Origin of the sequence: Oceanitalea stevensii (genome assembly GCF_014837105.1) — a bacterium.
GTDB lineage: Bacteria > Actinomycetota > Actinomycetes > Actinomycetales > Actinomycetaceae > Oceanitalea > Oceanitalea stevensii.
Genome location: NZ_JACSPO010000001.1, coordinates 138,521 through 154,243, shown reverse-complemented (window position 1 = coordinate 154,243; position 15,723 = coordinate 138,521). Strand labels below are relative to the sequence as shown.

14 protein-coding genes are annotated in these 15,723 nt (G+C 74.0%); 4 read left to right on the top strand and 10 right to left on the bottom strand.

Annotation, left to right across the window (positions count from 1 at the left end; all coding sequences use genetic code 11):
• Positions 1–6 precede the first annotated feature (6 nt).
• From H9624_RS00725 to H9624_RS00705, 5 genes are all read right to left on the bottom strand, one after another.
• Positions 7–210, bottom strand: coding sequence for a cold-shock protein (locus H9624_RS00725; RefSeq protein WP_110852282.1), 204 nt, complete (start codon positions 208–210; stop codon positions 7–9).
• Between the two features lie 206 nt (positions 211–416).
• The gene (locus H9624_RS00720; protein ID WP_251838002.1) at positions 417–1,367 is read right to left on the bottom strand and encodes a PAC2 family protein; all 951 of its coding nucleotides are present in this window, start codon (positions 1,365–1,367) and stop codon (positions 417–419) included.
• 70 nt (positions 1,368–1,437) lie between these two features.
• Positions 1,438–1,869, bottom strand: a complete 432-nt coding sequence (locus H9624_RS00715; RefSeq protein ID WP_251838001.1) for a response regulator — start codon at positions 1,867–1,869, stop codon at positions 1,438–1,440.
• Complete coding sequence (locus H9624_RS00710; protein WP_251838000.1) at positions 1,866–3,479, bottom strand: sensor histidine kinase; 1,614 nt, start codon at positions 3,477–3,479, stop codon at positions 1,866–1,868. Before H9624_RS00710 ends, H9624_RS00715 begins: the two co-directional genes overlap by 4 nt.
• Positions 3,476–4,600: a SpoIIE family protein phosphatase gene (locus tag H9624_RS00705; RefSeq protein WP_251837999.1), complete on the bottom strand. Its 1,125-nt coding sequence runs from the start codon at positions 4,598–4,600 to the stop codon at positions 3,476–3,478. Before H9624_RS00705 ends, H9624_RS00710 begins: the two co-directional genes overlap by 4 nt.
• Before the next feature lie 116 nt (positions 4,601–4,716).
• Between H9624_RS00705 and H9624_RS00700 the strand changes: the two genes are divergently transcribed.
• Genes H9624_RS00700 through mgrA form a run of 3 tightly spaced genes read left to right on the top strand, consistent with a single transcriptional unit; the run spans position 4,717 to position 9,244 of the window.
• Complete coding sequence (locus tag H9624_RS00700; RefSeq protein ID WP_251837998.1) at positions 4,717–6,927, top strand: HelD family protein; 2,211 nt, start codon at positions 4,717–4,719, stop codon at positions 6,925–6,927.
• A 56-nt stretch (positions 6,928–6,983) separates the two neighbouring features.
• Positions 6,984–8,192 (top strand): phosphoglycerate dehydrogenase, encoded by a 1,209-nt coding sequence (gene serA, locus H9624_RS00695; protein ID WP_251837997.1) that lies wholly within the window; start codon positions 6,984–6,986, stop codon positions 8,190–8,192.
• A gap of 26 nt (positions 8,193–8,218) precedes the next feature.
• On the top strand, positions 8,219–9,244 hold the full coding sequence (mgrA, locus tag H9624_RS00690; protein ID WP_251837996.1) for an L-glyceraldehyde 3-phosphate reductase: 1,026 nt from the start codon (positions 8,219–8,221) through the stop codon (positions 9,242–9,244).
• 48 nt (positions 9,245–9,292) lie between these two features.
• On the opposite strand, the gene nrdR is transcribed toward mgrA, so the two are convergent.
• Positions 9,293–9,805: a transcriptional regulator NrdR gene (gene nrdR, locus H9624_RS00685; protein WP_251837995.1), complete on the bottom strand. Its 513-nt coding sequence runs from the start codon at positions 9,803–9,805 to the stop codon at positions 9,293–9,295.
• Between the two features lie 91 nt (positions 9,806–9,896).
• Positions 9,897–10,340, bottom strand: coding sequence for a LysM peptidoglycan-binding domain-containing protein (locus tag H9624_RS00680; protein ID WP_251837994.1), 444 nt, complete (start codon positions 10,338–10,340; stop codon positions 9,897–9,899).
• A gap of 91 nt (positions 10,341–10,431) precedes the next feature.
• Here H9624_RS00680 and lexA point away from each other — a divergent pair, with 91 nt between their 5' ends.
• The gene (gene lexA, locus H9624_RS00675) at positions 10,432–11,217 is read left to right on the top strand and encodes a transcriptional repressor LexA (RefSeq protein WP_504740222.1); all 786 of its coding nucleotides are present in this window, start codon (positions 10,432–10,434) and stop codon (positions 11,215–11,217) included.
• Here lexA and H9624_RS00670 read toward each other — a convergent pair.
• The 3 genes from H9624_RS00670 to hflX are packed head-to-tail and all read right to left on the bottom strand — an operon-like array spanning position 11,214 to position 15,696.
• Complete coding sequence (locus H9624_RS00670; protein ID WP_251837993.1) at positions 11,214–12,167, bottom strand: L-lactate dehydrogenase; 954 nt, start codon at positions 12,165–12,167, stop codon at positions 11,214–11,216. The genes lexA and H9624_RS00670 overlap by 4 nt on opposite strands.
• A 32-nt stretch (positions 12,168–12,199) precedes the next feature.
• Positions 12,200–14,212, bottom strand: a complete 2,013-nt coding sequence (locus H9624_RS00665) for an ATP-dependent DNA helicase (protein WP_251837992.1) — start codon at positions 14,210–14,212, stop codon at positions 12,200–12,202.
• On the bottom strand, positions 14,209–15,696 hold the full coding sequence (gene hflX / locus H9624_RS00660; RefSeq protein ID WP_251838959.1) for a GTPase HflX: 1,488 nt from the start codon (positions 15,694–15,696) through the stop codon (positions 14,209–14,211). Before hflX ends, H9624_RS00665 begins: the two co-directional genes overlap by 4 nt.
• Between the last annotated feature and the right edge of the window lie 27 nt (positions 15,697–15,723).

Sequence of the window (15,723 nt, the reverse complement as noted above, 5' to 3'; positions counted from 1 at the left end):
CGGGTGTCAGAGCGGGCGGACGCTCTCCGCCTGCGGGCCCTTGGGGCCCTGCGTGATCTCGAACTCGACGCGCTGCGCCTCCTCGAGGGAGCGGTAGCCGTCGGACTCGATCGCGGAGTAGTGGACGAAGACGTCGGCGCCGCCACCGTCCTGGGCGATGAAGCCGTAGCCCTTCTCAGCGTTGAACCACTTCACGGTTCCCTGTGCCATGTGAGTGTCCTTCCGGGGACGTTGTGGAACCGGCCGTGTGCCGGCTCCGCCGTGCCGCAATGCCTCGTCCCACGTCGTGCTAGGCCCAGCCATGGCCAGGGTCATACGTAAGCGAACTGCAACTGCAACGCGGACAAGTGTGGCACGTCCGCGCCGTCGTGACTAGCGATCGACAGCGGGCCCGTCCGGCGGCACGCGGGACGGCGCTACACGTCCCCGCGCGGCTCCGGGAGGTCCTCGCCGGCGGCGTCGTCGGGGTCCGCCGCGAGGTCCTGGTCGGCGAGGAACGCCTCGACGGCGGCGCCGATCTCGTCGGCCGTGGGGAGGTCGACGGGCTGGGCGAGGAGGGTCGCCTTCGTCTCCTGGTTCACCCCGCGCATGAAGGCGTCGTACTGCTGCTCGAGGGCCTTGACGACCGCGGTGACCTCCGGCGACGCGGAGACCTGACGCTCGATCTCGTTCGCGGCCTCGGTGGCCGCCTGCTCGAGGTCCCCGACCGGCAGGGCCAGCTCACCGGAGCGGGCGGTCTGGCGGACGAGCTCGGCCGCGGCCTGGTGGAAGTGGCTCTGCGCGAGGTAGTGGGGCACGTTGGCGGAGAAGCCGACGGCCTGGTGTCCGGCCTGGCCGAGCCGGTACTCGAGCAGCCCGGTGACGCTGCCCGGCACCTGAACGGTGCCGATGATCTCGGGCTGGGTCGGGATGAGGCCGGGCTCGCTCGCGTGGGCGGTCACGGTCGTGGGACGGGTGTGCGGCACGCCCATCGGCACGCCGTGGATGCTGATCGTCCGCTGGACCCCGTGGCGCTCGACGATGTCGATGACGGCGTCGACGAAGCCGTGCCACCGCAGGTCCGGCTCGGTGCCGTGGAGGAGGAGCAGCTCGGTGCCCTCGTCGTCACGCAGGACGTCGAGGACGACGTAGGGCTCCTCGTAGTCCGTCCAGCGCCAGGTCTCGAAGGTCATCGGCGGCCGGTGCGCCCGGTAGTCGATGAGCTCGTCGGCGCGGAAGGTGAGCAGGCGCTGGTGCTCGAGGGTGGCGGTGAGGTGGCGCGCGGCGAGCGCGGCCGCGTGCCCCGCGTCCATGGCTCCGGTCAGCGCGTTGACGAGCACTCGCGCGCGGACGTCCCCTGCCTCGGGGTGCACGTCGTACAGCTCCACCAGCGTTCTCCCTCCTCAGGCTTCGGTTACCGGGTGGAACGCGCGGGCCGCTGCCCGCATTCCCGGCGGCTCAGCGGCTGGGCAGCCGCACGACCGAGACGAAGAAGTCGTCGATCTTGCGGACGACCTCGATGAAGCGCTCGAAGTCCACCGGCTTGGTGACGTAGGCGTTCGCGTGGAGGTTGTAGCTGCGCAGGATGTCCTCCTCCGCGTCGGAGGTCGTGAGGACGACGACGGGGATGCGGCGCAGCTCGGGGTCGGCCTTGAGCTCGCCGAGCACCTCACGGCCGTCCATCCGCGGGAGGTTGAGGTCGAGGAGCACGAGGTCCGGCGTCGGCGCGTCGGCGTACTCCCCCTCCTTGCGCAGGTAGGCCATGGCGGACTCGCCGTCGGCGACGACGGTCAGCTGGTTGGCGACCTTGTAGTCCGCGAAGGCCTCCTCGGTCATGAGGACGTCCCCGGGGTCGTCCTCGACCAGCAGCACCTCGATCATGTCGGTCATCGGTCCACCTCACTCGTCTGCGGGCCGCCGGCGGCGCCCGGGCTCATGATGGCACGCTCCTCGCCCGTCCCCGTGCGCGGCTCGACGGTCGACAGCCCTCGGTGCGCGGACGTGGGGACCGTCCACCGGACGGTCGTCCCCTTGCTCGGGTCCTGGTGCTCCACCCAGATCCGGCCCCCGTGGTGCTCGACGATGCGCTTGCACATCGCCAGGCCGATGCCCGTGCCGCTGTAGGCGTCCTTGGCGTGGAGGCGCTGGAAGATGGCGAAGACGCGCTCGGCGTGGCGGGGCTCGATGCCGATGCCGTTGTCGCTGCAGCGGAAGAGCCACTCCGAGCCCACCCGCTGGACGCCGATGTGCACGCGGGGGGTCTCGTCCGGGCGGCGGAACTTCACGGCGTTGCCGACGAGGTTCTGCATGAGCTGGGTGAGGAGCCCCGCGTGGCCGAGCACCTCCGGCAGCGGGTCGGAGGTGACCTGCGCGCCGGTCTCCTCGAGCAGCTCCGAGAGGTTGTCCAGGGCCTCGGTGAGGCAGTCCCCCACGTCCACCTGCGTCGGCTCCGCGTCGCCGCGACCGAGCCGCGAGAAGGCGAGGAGGTCCTGGATGAGGCGCTGCATGCGCCGGGCGCCGTCGGAGGCGAAGGCGATGTACTGGTGCCCGCGCTCGTCGAGCTGGTCGCCGTAGCGCCGTTCGAGCAGCTGGGTGAAGGACGCCACCTTGCGCAGCGGTTCCTGCAGGTCGTGGGAGGCGACGTAGGCGAACTGCTCGAGGTCGCGGTTGGACGCCTCGAGCTCGACCCGGGCGCGCTCCGTCGTCGCGATCTGGGCGACGAGGTGGCGGCGCATGAGGTCGACGTCGTGGGCGAGTGCGACGATCTCGTCGGGTCCGGAGACGGCCACCGGTCGCTCGAGCTCGCCCTCCGCGACGGCTCGGCTCGCCTCGGCGAGGTCGTCGAGCGGGTCGGTCACCCAGCGGCGCAGGTAGCGCCACAGGAGCACGCCGGTGACGAGACCGAGGACCGCGAGCGCCATGACGGAGCCGAGGAGCACCCGCTGCCAGGAGGCCATGGCCGCGGCGCCCTCCGAGCGGTAGTCGATGAGGTCGTCCAGCGCTGCGCGCAGCGACTCCCGCACGTCACCGAAGAGCTCGGCGCCGGGCTCCTGCCACTCCCCCAGCTCGACCTCGACGTCGGGTGAGCGGGTGGCGTCGATGAGGGGCTTGGCGTACCCGGCGCGCCAGTCGTCGGTGGCGGCGGCGAGCGTGTCGAAGTGCCCGTCGAGCTCGGGCACCCGGGGCAGGATCTCGACGAGGCCGGCGCGCACGCGGTCCGGCCGGCCGTAGGCGAGGTCGGTGTAGGGCTCGAGGAGCACCTCGTCGTTGCTCAGTGCGTAGGCGCGCACGGCGGCCTCGGCGTCGATGAGGTCGGCCTGCAGCTCCTCGAGCTCGACGACCGCGTTGAAGACGACACCCGTCACCTCGTCCTGGTAGCGGGAGAGCTGGCTGAACGCCGCGACGGCCACCATGAGGACGAGCCCGAGCGAGATGCCGGCGACGACGATCGCGGTGCGCAGCCGGTTGCGCAGGGTCCACGCGACCCCGGTGCGCCTCACGCGGGGGCCCAGCCGAGCAGGGTGAGCTCGACCTGCCCGTCCGGCCCGTAGGCGCGCACGGCCCGCTCGACCGTGTCCGCGAGCGCGGCGTCGTCACCGGTGCCGCGGGAGGCGGCCTCGAGCACCGTGGCGAGCGAGGACCCGGGTGCCGCATCGGCCGCCTGGTCGAGCACGGCCGTGTGGAGCACGAGCAGGCGGTCCTGGGCGCGCAGGGACGTGCGGACGACCGGGCGCGCGCCGGGCCCCGACCCGAGCGGTGCACCGCGGTCACCGGCGGCCGCGAGCGGGCCGGCGTCCGCGGACAGGAGCAGGGGGGCGTGGTGGCCCGCGAGGTGGCACACCGTCTCGCGGCTGCCGGGAGCGAGCTCGACGAAGACGGCGCTCACCGAGCCCTCGTGCGCCGCCACGAGGCGGTCCAGGACGGTGAGGACCTCGGGGACCGGCAGCTCGCTCAGCGCGAGCGCACGGAAGGCGGCACGCACGCTCACCGCGAGCGCCGCGGCGGCCGGTCCGCTCCCCGCGGCGGTCCCGGTGACGCTGAGCACCGTCCCGTCGGGACGCTCGACGACGTCGCACAGGTGGGGCGAGAGCGGCCCGCCGTCGTTGCTCCGGACGAGCACCCGCACGGGCGCGTCGGCCAGGCGGGGCTCCGGGCGCAGGGCGGAGGCCAGGCTCGAGACGGCCTCGACGTGGGCGCGCTGCTCCTCCTGGCTGCGCTTCTCGTGGTCCCCACGGCGGCGCTCGACGGCGTAGCGGACCGCACGGCCGAGGGCCTCACCGCCCACCGTGCCCTTGACGAGGTAGTCGTCCGCGCCCGCGCCGACGGCCTCCAGGCCGCGGTCGGCGTCGTCGAGGCCGGTGAGCACGACGACGGCCGCACTGGAGGCGCTGCGCAGCTGGAGCAGGGCGTCCAGGCCCGAGGCGTCGGGCAGGCCGAGGTCGAGGAGGATGCAGTCGACCGGCATGACGAGGGCGTCCAGCGCCGCCTCCAGGCTCCAGGCCCGTGTGACGTCCGTGTCGATGCGGGCGTCGTGGAGGAGCTCCTCCACGAGCACGGCGTCGCCGTCGTCGTCCTCCACGAGGAGCAGGTGCAGGGCAGCGGGGGCCTCGCTGTCGGTCACTGTCGTCCTTCCGGTCGGTGGCGCCATCGTACGCAGCGGCGAGGAGGGCCTCGGACGCACGGCACGCGCGCCGTCGTCCATAATGGTCTGCCGGTCGAGACGGAAGCGGGGACGCGGTGCAGCCGAACGAGGCAGAGACGACGTGGCAGGCGGACCAGGAGTTCGTCGACCACGTCTACGGGCGCCTGGACGACCTCCGGCGCCGCTACCGGCAGCGCCTGGAGGAGGTCCGCCGGCAGGGGGCGAGCGGCACGCCACAGAACCGCTCGGAGCGTGACGCCTTCGCGGTCCACTACGAGGACACGCTGTCGCGCCTGGAGCAGGTGGAGAACCGGTTGGTCTTCGGCCGCCTCGACCTCACCGACGCCGCCCGCCGCTACATCGGGCGCATCGGGATCGCCGACGAGGACCAGGAGTCGCTGCTCATCGACTGGCGCGCCCCGGCGGCGCGGCCCTTTTACCAGGCGACGGCGGCGCGGCGCGGCGACGTCGTGCGCCGGCGCCACCTCATGACCCGGGGGCGGCAGGTGACCGGCGTCGAGGACGAGCTGCTCGACACCGAGGCCGACGTCGAGGGCCTCACCGGTGAGGGCGCCCTCTTCGCGGCGATGGCCGCCGCTCGCGAGGGCCGGATGGGTGACATCGTCGCGACCATCCAGTCCGAGCAGGACGAGATCATCCGCGCCGAGTCCGAGGGCGTGCTCGTCGTCGAGGGCGGCCCCGGCACCGGGAAGACGGCGGTCGCCCTCCACCGCGCCGCCTACCTGCTCTACACCCACCGCGAGCGCCTCGAGCGCTCGGGTGTGCTCATCGTCGGGCCCAGCCGCGTCTTCCTGCGCTACATCGAGCAGGTGCTCCCCTCGCTCGGCGAGAGCGGCGTCGTCGCGACGACCCTCGGTGACCTCCTCGCCGACGTCCCGGCGACCGGCACCGAGCCGGAGGCGGTGGCGGAGGTCAAGGGGCGGGCCGTCATGGCGCAGGTGCTGCGCCACGCCGTGCGCGGGCTGCCCCGGCGTCTGGAGCAGCCGGTGCTGCTCGACGTCGACGGCGAGCAGGTGCGCCTGGAGCCGGAGGACGTGCGCGCCGCGCAGGAGCGGGCCCGCCGCAGCTCCCGGCCGCACAACGTGGCGCGCCGCACCTACGCGACGGCCGTGCTCGACGCGCTCACCCGGCGCTGGGCCGGGGAGAAGGGGCTGGACCTGGAGTCCGAGCAGGGCTGGCTGCTGCAGTCGCTGCGAGAGTCGCGCGACGCCCGCCGTGAGATCAACCTCCGGTGGATGCCCACCACGGCCGAGCAGCTGCTGCGCCGCCTCTACTCGGACCCCGCCTTCCTCGCGCGGCACGGGCGCGGCCTGAGCCCGGCGGACCGTCGCCTGCTCCGCCGCCCGGCCGACGCCCCGTGGACGCCGGCGGACCTGCCGCTGCTCGACGAGCTCGCCGTCCTCCTCGGGCGCCTGGAGAACCCGGACGAGGAGCGCGCCCGGCTCGCGCGGGCTGCCGAGCGGGCGGCCGAGGTCGCCTACGCCGAGCACGCCATCCGCGAGGACGGCATCGGGGGCGGGATGGTCGACGCCCAGACCCTCGCCTCGCGCTTCGCGGCGCCGGAGGCCCGGCGGACCCTCGCCGAGCGGGCGGCGTCCGACCGCGAGTGGACCTACGGGCACATCGTCGTCGACGAGGCGCAGGAGCTGTCCCCCATGGCGTGGCGGGCGCTGCTGCGCCGCAACCCCAGCCGGTCGATGACGCTCGTCGGTGACCTCGACCAGCGCTCGGGCCACCAGCCCGCGCGCAGCTGGACCGAGCTGCTCGGCACGGCGGCCAGCGAGCACGTGCGGACCGCGGCCCTGACGATCAACTACCGCACGCCGGCGGAGGTGATGAGCGCCGCCGTCCGGGTGCTGCGGGCGGCAGGAGGCGCGCAGGCCGCGCCGGCGCGCTCGGCGCGCTCGGTCCCCGGCTCCCTGCGCACGACGCGGGTGGCCGGTGACCGTGAGGTGGCCGACGTCGTCGTCGCGGAGCACGCGGCGATGGGCCAGGGCCGCCTCGCGGTCCTCACCGGCCCGGGCCGGGTGGCCGCCACGCGCGAGCTCCTCGCCCCCCTCCTCGGCCCCGCGCTCGAGGCCCCGGGCGGGGACGTGCTCGGCGCGCCCGTCGTCGTCCTGGACGCCGTCACCGCCAAGGGGCTGGAGTTCGACGTCGTCGTCCTCGTGGAGCCGCGGGAGATCGCCGCGGGCGGACCGGGCGACCTCTACGTCGCGATGACCCGCCCCACGCGCCTGCTGCACGTCCTGCACCGCGGCGAGCTGCCCGCGGGGCTGGGCGACTGACGTCCGCAGGGCGGATCGGTTTCCCTGATCGTGCGCCGGTGCGCCACCATGGGCAGGTGCGCGCACTGCTACTGGAGAACCCCCACGAGAACGCCGACGCAGCCCTCGAGTCCGCCGGGCTGGAGGTGGTGCGCCACACCGGCGCCATGGACGAGGACGAGCTCATCGCTGCCCTCGACGGCGTCCAGGTGCTCGGCATCCGCTCGAAGACGACCGTCACGCGACGTGTCCTCGAGGCCGCCCCGGACCTGCTGACGGTGGGTGCCTTCTGCATCGGCACCAACCAGGTCGACCTCGCCGCCGCGGCCCACCGCGGGGTGGCGGTGTTCAACGCCCCCTTCTCCAACACGCGCTCGGTCGTCGAGCTCACCCTCGGGGAGATCATCGCGCTCAACCGGCGCCTCACCGTCCAGGACCGCGCCCTGCACGAGGGGCGCTGGGACAAGTCGGCGGCCGGCTCGCACGAGGTCCGCGGTCGCACGCTCGGGATCGTCGGCTACGGAAACATCGGCACCCAGCTCTCGGTCCTCGCCGAGGCGCTCGGCATGCGCGTCGTCTTCTACGACACCGCCGAGAAGCTCGCGCTGGGCAACGCCCGGCGCATGGGCAGCCTCGAGGAGCTCCTCGAGATCGCCGACGTCGTCACCCTCCACGTCGACGGCCGGGCCGGCAACGCCGGCATGTTCGGACGCGCGCAGTTCGAGCGGATGCGCCCCGGGGCGATCTTCCTCAACCTCTCGCGGGGCTTCCTCGTCGACTACGCCGCCCTGCGCGAGCGGGTGCTGGCCGGTGCGATCGCCGGTGCCGCCGTCGACGTCTTCCCCGAGGAGCCCAAGCGCAACGGCGACCCCTTCGACTCCGAGCTGCGCGGCCTGCCCAACGTCATCCTCACCCCGCACGTGGGCGGCTCGACGGAGGAGGCGCAGGAGGGCATCGGCGCGTTCGTCTCGAACAAGCTCGCCTCCTACCTCCTCGACGGCACGACGACGATGAGCGTCAACGTCCCGCCGCTCGCCCTGGACCGGGCCCAGACGGCCCGCTACCGGGTCACCTACCTCCACCGCAACACCCCCGGCGCCCTCGCCCTCGTCAACCAGGCCTTCGCCGAGAGCGGGGCGAACATCGAGGGCCAGATCCTCGGCACGCGCGGCGACCTCGGCTACGTCGTCACCGACATCGGCGGGGAGCTGCCCGACGAGGCGCGCGTGGCACTGGACGAGGTCCCCGACACGATCCGGCTGCGGGTGCTCCTCGCCGGTCGGTGACGTCCGCGCCGCACTACCGTGTGGCCATGACCTACCAGCCAGCGTCCGACCGCTACGACTCGATGACCTACCGCCGCTGCGGGCGCAGCGGCCTCGACCTGCCGGCCATCGCGCTGGGCCTGTGGCAGAACTTCGGCCACAGCCACGCCGAGGACACCCAGCGCGAGATCGTCCTCCACGCCGTCGACCGCGGCGTCACGCACATCGACCTCGCCAACAACTACGGCCCGCCGCCGGGCGCGGCCGAGTCCTTCTTCGGACGGCTCCTCGCCGAGGACCTCGCGCCCTACCGCGACGAGCTCGTCATCTCGACCAAGGCCGGCTACCGCATGTGGCCGGGCCCCTACGGCGAGTGGGGCTCGCGCAAGTACCTCCTGGCGTCCCTGGACGCCTCGCTGCGTCGCCTCGGGCTCGACTACGTCGACATCTTCTACTCCCACCGTGACGACCCGAGCACCCCGCTGCGCGAGACCATGGGCGCCCTGAAGACCGCCGTCGACTCCGGCCGGGCGCTGTACGCGGGCATCTCCTCCTACACCGCCGAGCGCGCCGCCGAGGCGGTGGCCGTGGCCGAGGACATCGGCCTGAGCCTCCTCGTCCACCAGCCCTCGTACTCGATGCTCAACCGGTGGGTCGAGGAGGGCACCCCCTCGGTGCTGGACGTCACCGAGGAGGCGGGCATGGGCAACGTCGTCTTCTCCCCGCTCGCGCAGGGGATGCTCACCGAGAAGTACCTCCACGGCGTCCCGGCGGACTCCCGCGCCGCCCGTGGCGGGTCGCTGAGCGAGGACTTCCTCTCCGAGGAGACGCTCACGCACATCAGGGCGCTGTCGGGGATCGCGAAGGAGCGGGGCCAGACCCTGGCCCAGCTCGCCATCGCCTGGGTGCTGCGCGACCCGCGCGTGACGACGGCGCTGATCGGCGCCTCGAGCGTGGCCCAGCTCGACGACTCGCTCGCGGCGCTGGACAACCTCGACCTCAGCGACGAGGAGCTGGAGCGGATCGACGCGCACGCCGTGGACGCCGGCATCAACATCTGGGCCAAGCGCTGAGGGAACCGGTGACGGTGGCGGCTTCCCCTCCGCCACCGTCACCGGTGGTCAGTGCGAGCCCGGCTCGCTGGCCCCCACAGTAGCGGAGCCGCCCTCGGTGGCGACCGGGTCGACGGGGCGCTCCGCGCGCAGCGCCGCGATCGCCGTCTCGAAGTCCTCCAGGGACGTGAAGGCGGAGTACACACTGGCGAAGCGGAGGTAGGCGACCTCGTCGAGCTCTCGCAGCGGCCCGAGGATCGCCAGCCCGACCTCGTGGGCGTTGATCTGCGCCGCCCCGGCCGCACGCACCGTCTCCTCGACCTGCTGCGCGAGCAGCGCGAGGTCGTCGTCGGAGACGGGACGGCCCTGGCACGCCTTGCGGACGCCGGCGACGACCTTCTCGCGGCTGAAGGGCTCGACGACGCCGGAGCGCTTGACGACCGAGAGGCTCGAGGTCTCGATGGTCGTGAAGCGGCGGTGGCAGGCCGTGCACTCGCGCCGCCGACGGATCGCAGAACCGTCGTCCGCCGTCCGCGAGTCGATGACCCGCGAGTCCGCGTTCCGGCAGAACGGACAGTGCACGTGAGCTCCTCGCTGCTTGGGCAGGCCACCGCGTGGCACCGCTGGGAGCACGGTACGGGCGCCGCGGCGCGAGGTGCAAGGCTGCGCGGGCTCAGCCCGCCGGGACGACGAGCTGCTGGCCCACGACGAGGTCGCCCGAGGCGAGACCGTTGAGCTCGAGGATCTCGTCGACCACCTCGCGCACGTCCTGGCCCTCGGCCGCCGTGGCCGCGGCGATCGCCCACAGAGTGTCCCCCGTGGCGACGCTCACGCGCTCCACGGCGCCCTGGTAACCCTGCGCGTCCGCCGTGAGGCTGCCGAGCCAGCCGCCACCGGTGACGGCAGCGGTGAGGGCGACGGTGAGCACGAGCACGGACCGCACGAGCCGGCCGCGGGCGGTGAGGCGGACCGCCGGGCGGGCGGCCGGCGCCGGTCGTGCGGGCTCGGCGCGCTGCGGGGCGGGGACCACGTATCCGGGGCCGACGAGCTGGAGGTGCCCCCGGCGCCGGCCGGGCACCTCTCGGACCGGGACCGCGGGAATCGCTAGTGCACTCATCGTCTCCTCCTTCGAACGTCTGTACGTCGAACGTCTGTGCGACACCGTACTACTCGGGACCGACACTGTCGACACGCCGTCGAACAGATGTTTGATCTCGGCCCGAGAGCCTTCTACGCTGTCGAGGACGAGCCCATCACCGACCACTGACATTCGAGGAGCACGTGCCGTGAACCCAGGCCAGGACGAGCGCGACAGCGGCGCCACGGTGCACGAGCTGCCGGAGCAGGAGCCGCTCGACGGCGCGCTCACCGAGCGGCAGCGGCTCGTCCTCGAGACGATCCGGCGCAGCGTGGACGACCGCGGCTACCCGCCGACCATGCGAGAGATCGGCACGATCGTCGGGCTGGCCAGCCCCTCCTCGGTCAAGCACCAGCTGACCGCCCTGGAGCGCAAGGGCTACCTGCGCCGCGACCCCAACCGTCCGCGCGCCATCGAGATCGTCGGCACCGAGGTCCGTGGGCCCGAGCTCGGCAACCCCGAGGACGCGAGCGACGCCCCGGCGCCCGCCTTCGTGCCGGTCGTCGGGCGGATCGCGGCCGGTGGCCCGATCCTCGCGGAGCAGGCCGTCGAGGACGTCTTCCCCCTCCCCCGCCAGCTCGTCGGGGACGGTGAGCTCTTCCTCCTCAAGGTGAGCGGCGACTCGATGATCGACGCCGCGATCTGCGACGGCGACTGGGTCGTCGTCCGGCGTCAGCCGGTCGCCGAGAACGGGGAGATCGTCGCGGCCCTGCTCGACGACGAGGCCACGGTCAAGACCCTCCAGCGCCGCGACGGCCACGTGTGGCTCATGCCGGCGAACGAGGCCTACTCCCCCATCGACGGTGACGCGGCCCAGGTGCTCGGCCGGGTCGTGTCGGTGCTGCGCAGCCTCTAGAAGCCGAGCTCGCGCCCCACGGCGCGGATGTGCTCGGCGCTGGCCCGCAGGCCGGCCTGCTCGCTCGGCGTCATGGGCGGCAGCAGACGCTCCTGGGCGCCGTCGCCCCCGACGACGGTGGGCACCGACAGGCAGACGTCGGAGATGCCCACGTAGTCGGTGAGCAGGGTGGAGACGGGCAGGACGCGGTTCTCGGCCCGGAGCACCGCCTGGATGATGCCGACGGCGGCGAGGGCGACCGCGTAGTTCGTCGCGCCCTTGCCTTCGATGATCCGGTACGCCGCGGTGACGACCTCCTCGGCGATGGCCGTCCGGGACGGCTCGTCGAGGAGCGGGGCGTGGGTGCTGCTCCAGTCGAGGAGCGGCACCGCCCCGATCATCGCCGAGCTCCACAGGACGAGCTCGGAGTCACCGTGCTCACCGACGACGTAGGCGTGGACGTTGGACGCCGCGATCCCGGTCTCCTGGGCGATGCGGTAGCGCAGCCGCGAGGTGTCGAGGACGGTGCCGGAGCCGAAGAGCTGCTCGCGCGGGAGCCCGGAGATCGCGAGCGCGGCCTGGGTGACGATGTCGACGGGGTTGGTCACCATGAGGAAGATCGCGTCGGGGGCGACGGCGGTGAGGCGCGGGACCAGCGTGCGCATGAGCCCCACCGTGCTGGCGGCGAGGTCCAGGCGCGTCTGGCCCGGGCGCTGCTTGGCGCCGGCGGTGATGACGACGACGTCCGCGTCGCGGCACGCCTCGACGTCGTCGGAGCCGATGATCTGGGCGTGCGGCATGAACTGGATGCCGTGGGCGAGGTCGAGCGCCTCCGCCTCGACCTTCGCGCGGTTGACGTCGTGGAGGACCACGCGCCGGGCCGCGCCCTGCATGAGGAGGGCGTAGGCGAGGGTCGCCCCGACCGCTCCCGCCCCCACGATCGCGACCGTGCTCGCTCCTGCGCGTGCCATGGCACTTCCTTCCCTCGCCGACGGCTCCGAGCCTAGGGGGTCAGCGCGGGCTGCGCGGCCAGGCGCCGCAGCGCGGCACGGGCCACCTCGCCGTCCGTCGTCGGCCACAGCGGCGGCATGGAGCCGCGCAGGAAGCTGCCGTACCGGGCGGTGGCGAGGCGCGAGTCGAGGACGGCGACGACGCCGCGGTCCCCGGTCGAGCGGATGAGGCGCCCGGCGCCCTGGGCGAGGAGGAGCGCCGCGTGGGTCGCCGCCACGGACATGAAGCCGTTGCCGCCGCTCGCGGCGACGACCTCCGAGCGGGCCGAGCGGACGGGGTCGTCGGGCCGCGGGAAGGGGATGCGGTCGATGACGACGAGCCGGCAGGTGCGGCCGGGCACGTCCACGCCCTGCCACAGGGACAGGGTGCCGACGAGCGTGGCCGACTCGTCCTCGGCGAAGCGCCGCACGAGCGAGGGCAGCTGGTCCTCACCCTGGCACAGGACCGGGGTGTCGAGCTCGGCGCGGAGGAGCTCGGCGGCCTCGTCCGCGGCCCGCCGGGAGGAGAACAGTCCCAGCGCGCCGCCGCCGGAGGCCCGGACGAGCTCGACGAGCTCGCGCTGGGCGTCCTCCCCGGGCCCGTCCCGGCCGGGTGCGGGCAGGTGGCGGGCGACGTAGAGGATGCCCTGGCGGCCGTAGTCGAAGGGCGAGCCGACGTCGACGCCGTGCCAGCGCGGGCCGGGCGCGGGCCGCGGGGCGTCGTCGTCGGGCTCGAGGTGGTCCAGGAGGCTGACGCCGAGGGTGCGGGCCACCGGCGCGAAGCTGCCGCCGAGGGACAGGGTGGCGGAGGTGAGGACGGCGGCCTTGCCGGCGAGCAGCTCGGTGGCGATGGGGCGGGCGACGTCGAGGGGCGCGAGGTGCAGGCGCGCCGCCTCGAACCCGGTCCGTCCACGCTCGCACCACAGGACCTCGCGGCGCTGGGCGACGCCGTCACCGAGGAGGCGCTCGGCGATCTCGTGGAGGACGACCATGGCCGAGCGCGCCATGACGCGCCCGCCGGGCTCGGCCTCGCTCTCCCCGCGCATCGCGCTGATCGCCTCGCGGCTGCCGGCCTCGAGGAGCGTGACGGCGTCGAGGAGCTCGGCGGGCACGGAGCGCAGCCGCCCGCTGGGCGCCGTCTCGAGCCAGGCGCCGAGCGCGCGGCCGGCGGCGTCGAGCGCCTCGACCGCCACGCCGGCCTGCTTGCGGGCCAGCCGGGCGGTGCGGTCGACGACGGCGGTCGACAGCTCGAGGGTGGACTGCGCCGTCACGCGCTCGGCCAGCTCGTGGGCCTCGTCGACGACGAGGACGTCGTGCTCGGGCAGCACCCGCGGGGAGCCTGCTGCGGCGATGCCGAGCATCGCGTGGTTGGTGACGACGACGTCCGCCTCGTGCGCCGCGCGCCGGGCGGCCTCGGGGAAGCACTCCTCGAGCATGGGGCAGCTTGCGCCGAGGCACTCGAGCTTGGTCACCGAGACCTGGCGCCAGGCGCGGTCCCCGACGCCGGGGTCGAGGTCGTCACGGTCGCCGGTGTCCGTCTCCTCGGCCCACTCGCGCAGCCGGACGACCTGCTCGGCGAGCGGCCCGCGGGAGGTGCTGCTCGCGGCGTCGGCGGTCGCGGCGTCCACGGCGAAGAGGCCGGGCTCGTCCTCGGTGGGGTAGCCGCCGGCGACCTTGTGCTTGCACACGTAGTTGTGCCAGCCCTTGAGGAGGGCCACCTGGGGGCGGGGCGCGCCGGAGGCGGCGACGACGTCGGCGACGAGCGGGACGTCGTGGGTGAGCACCTGGCGCTGGAGGGCGAGGGTGGCGGTGGAGACGACGGCGCGCTGGTGGTGGCGCACGGCGTGGTCGAGGACGGGCACGAGGTAGCCGAGGGACTTCCCGGTGCCGGTGCCCGCCTGCACGAGCAGGGCGCGCGGCTCCGCGAGGGTACGGGCGACCTCCTCGGCCATCTCGAGCTGGCCCGCGCGCTCCTTGCCGCCCAGGCGCCGGACCGCGGCGGCGAGCAGCTCGGGCGTGCCGCTCACGCCGACGCGGCGGCGGTGAGGTCGGCCGCAAGGGTGGGATCGACGAGCGCGGTCAGCTGCGTGCCGTCGCCGGTGTGCTCCTCCGCCAGCACCTCACCCGTGGCGTGCGCCCGCGAGACGAGGTCGCCACGCGAGTAGGGCACGAGGACCTCCACGCGCACCGAGGGGCGCGGGAGCAGCTCGGCGATGCGCTCGCGCAGCTCCTCGATGCCCTCACCGGTGCGGGCCGACACGGCGACGGCGCCCGGGTAGCGGGTGCGCAGGGCGGCGACGGTGCCGGGCTCGGCGAGGTCGGCCTTGTTGAGGACGACGAGCTCGGGGATGTCCTCGGTGCCGGGGATGTCGGCGAGGACGTCGTGGACCGCCTTGACCTGGCCCTCGGGGTCGGGGTGCGCGGCGTCGACGACGTGGAGGATGACGTCGGCGTCGGCCACCTCCTCGAGGGTCGAGCGGAAGGCCTCGACGAGCTCGTGGGGCAGGGAGCGCACGAAGCCGACGGTGTCGGCGAGGGTGTAGACGCGGCCGTCCGGGGCCTCGGCGCGGCGCACCGTGGGGTCCAGGGTGGCGAAGAGCGAGTTCTCGACGAGCACCCCTGCGCCGGTGAGCCGGTTGAGGAGGGAGGACTTGCCGGCGTTGGTGTAGCCGGCGATGGCGACGGCGGGGACCTGCGCACGGTGCCGCGAGGAGCGCTTGGTCTCCCGGGACGGGGCCATCGCCGCGATCTGGCGGCGCAGGCGGGCCATGCGGGTACGGATGCGGCGGCGGTCGAGCTCGATCTTCGTCTCACCGGGGCCGCGGGAGCCGATCCCGGCACCGCCGGCGACGCGTCCACCGGCCTGCCGGGACATCGACTCGCCCCAGCCGCGCAGGCGCGGCAGCAGGTACTCCAGCTGGGCGAGCTCGACCTGGGCCTTGCCCTCCCGGGACTTCGCGTGCTGGGCGAAGATGTCGAGGATGAGGGCCGTCCGGTCGATGACCTTGACCTTGACGACGTCCTCCAGCGCACGGCGCTGGGAGGGGCTGAGCTCGGAGTCGGCGACGACGGTGTCGGCGCCTACTTCCGCGACGAGCTCGGCGAGCTCGGCCGCCTTGCCCGAGCCGAGGAAGGTGGCGGGGTCCGGGGTGGCGCGGCGCTGGAGCACCGCGTCGAGCACGACGGATCCGGCGGTCTCCGCGAGCGCCGCGAGCTCACGCAGCGAGACCTCCGCGAGCTCGGCCTGAGGGCCGGACCACAGCCCGATGAGGACGACGCGCTCCAGCCGCAGCTGGCGGTACTCGACCTCGGACATGTCCTCGAGCTCGGTGGACAGGCCCGCGACGCGGCGCAGCGCCGAGCGCTCCTCGCGGTCGAGCTGGTCGCCGTCAAGCTCGTGGCCCTCGGCGCCGCCGCTCTGGAGCGCGGTCCCGGCCCGGGCGAGCACCCGCGCCACGACGTCCCGCGCGGGGTCGCGCTCCTGCACCGCGTCGTCGTCGTGATCTGCCATGGTCTCCCAGTCGTCGTCCACCACTCC

Excerpts from the sequence above, each read along its gene's own strand:
- hflX (WP_251838959.1), bottom strand. The coding sequence starts at position 15,696 with ATGGCAGATCACGACGACGACGCGGTGCAGGAGCGCGACCCCGCGCGG.
- H9624_RS00680 (WP_251837994.1), bottom strand. The coding sequence starts at position 10,340 with ATGAGTGCACTAGCGATTCCCGCGGTCCCGGTCCGAGAGGTGCCCGGC.
- H9624_RS00670 (WP_251837993.1), bottom strand. The coding sequence starts at position 12,167 with ATGGCACGCGCAGGAGCGAGCACGGTCGCGATCGTGGGGGCGGGAGCG.
- mgrA (WP_251837996.1), top strand. The coding sequence starts at position 8,219 with ATGACCTACCAGCCAGCGTCCGACCGCTACGACTCGATGACCTACCGC.
- H9624_RS00715 (WP_251838001.1), bottom strand. The coding sequence starts at position 1,869 with ATGACCGACATGATCGAGGTGCTGCTGGTCGAGGACGACCCCGGGGAC.
- H9624_RS00725 (WP_110852282.1), bottom strand. The coding sequence starts at position 210 with ATGGCACAGGGAACCGTGAAGTGGTTCAACGCTGAGAAGGGCTACGGC.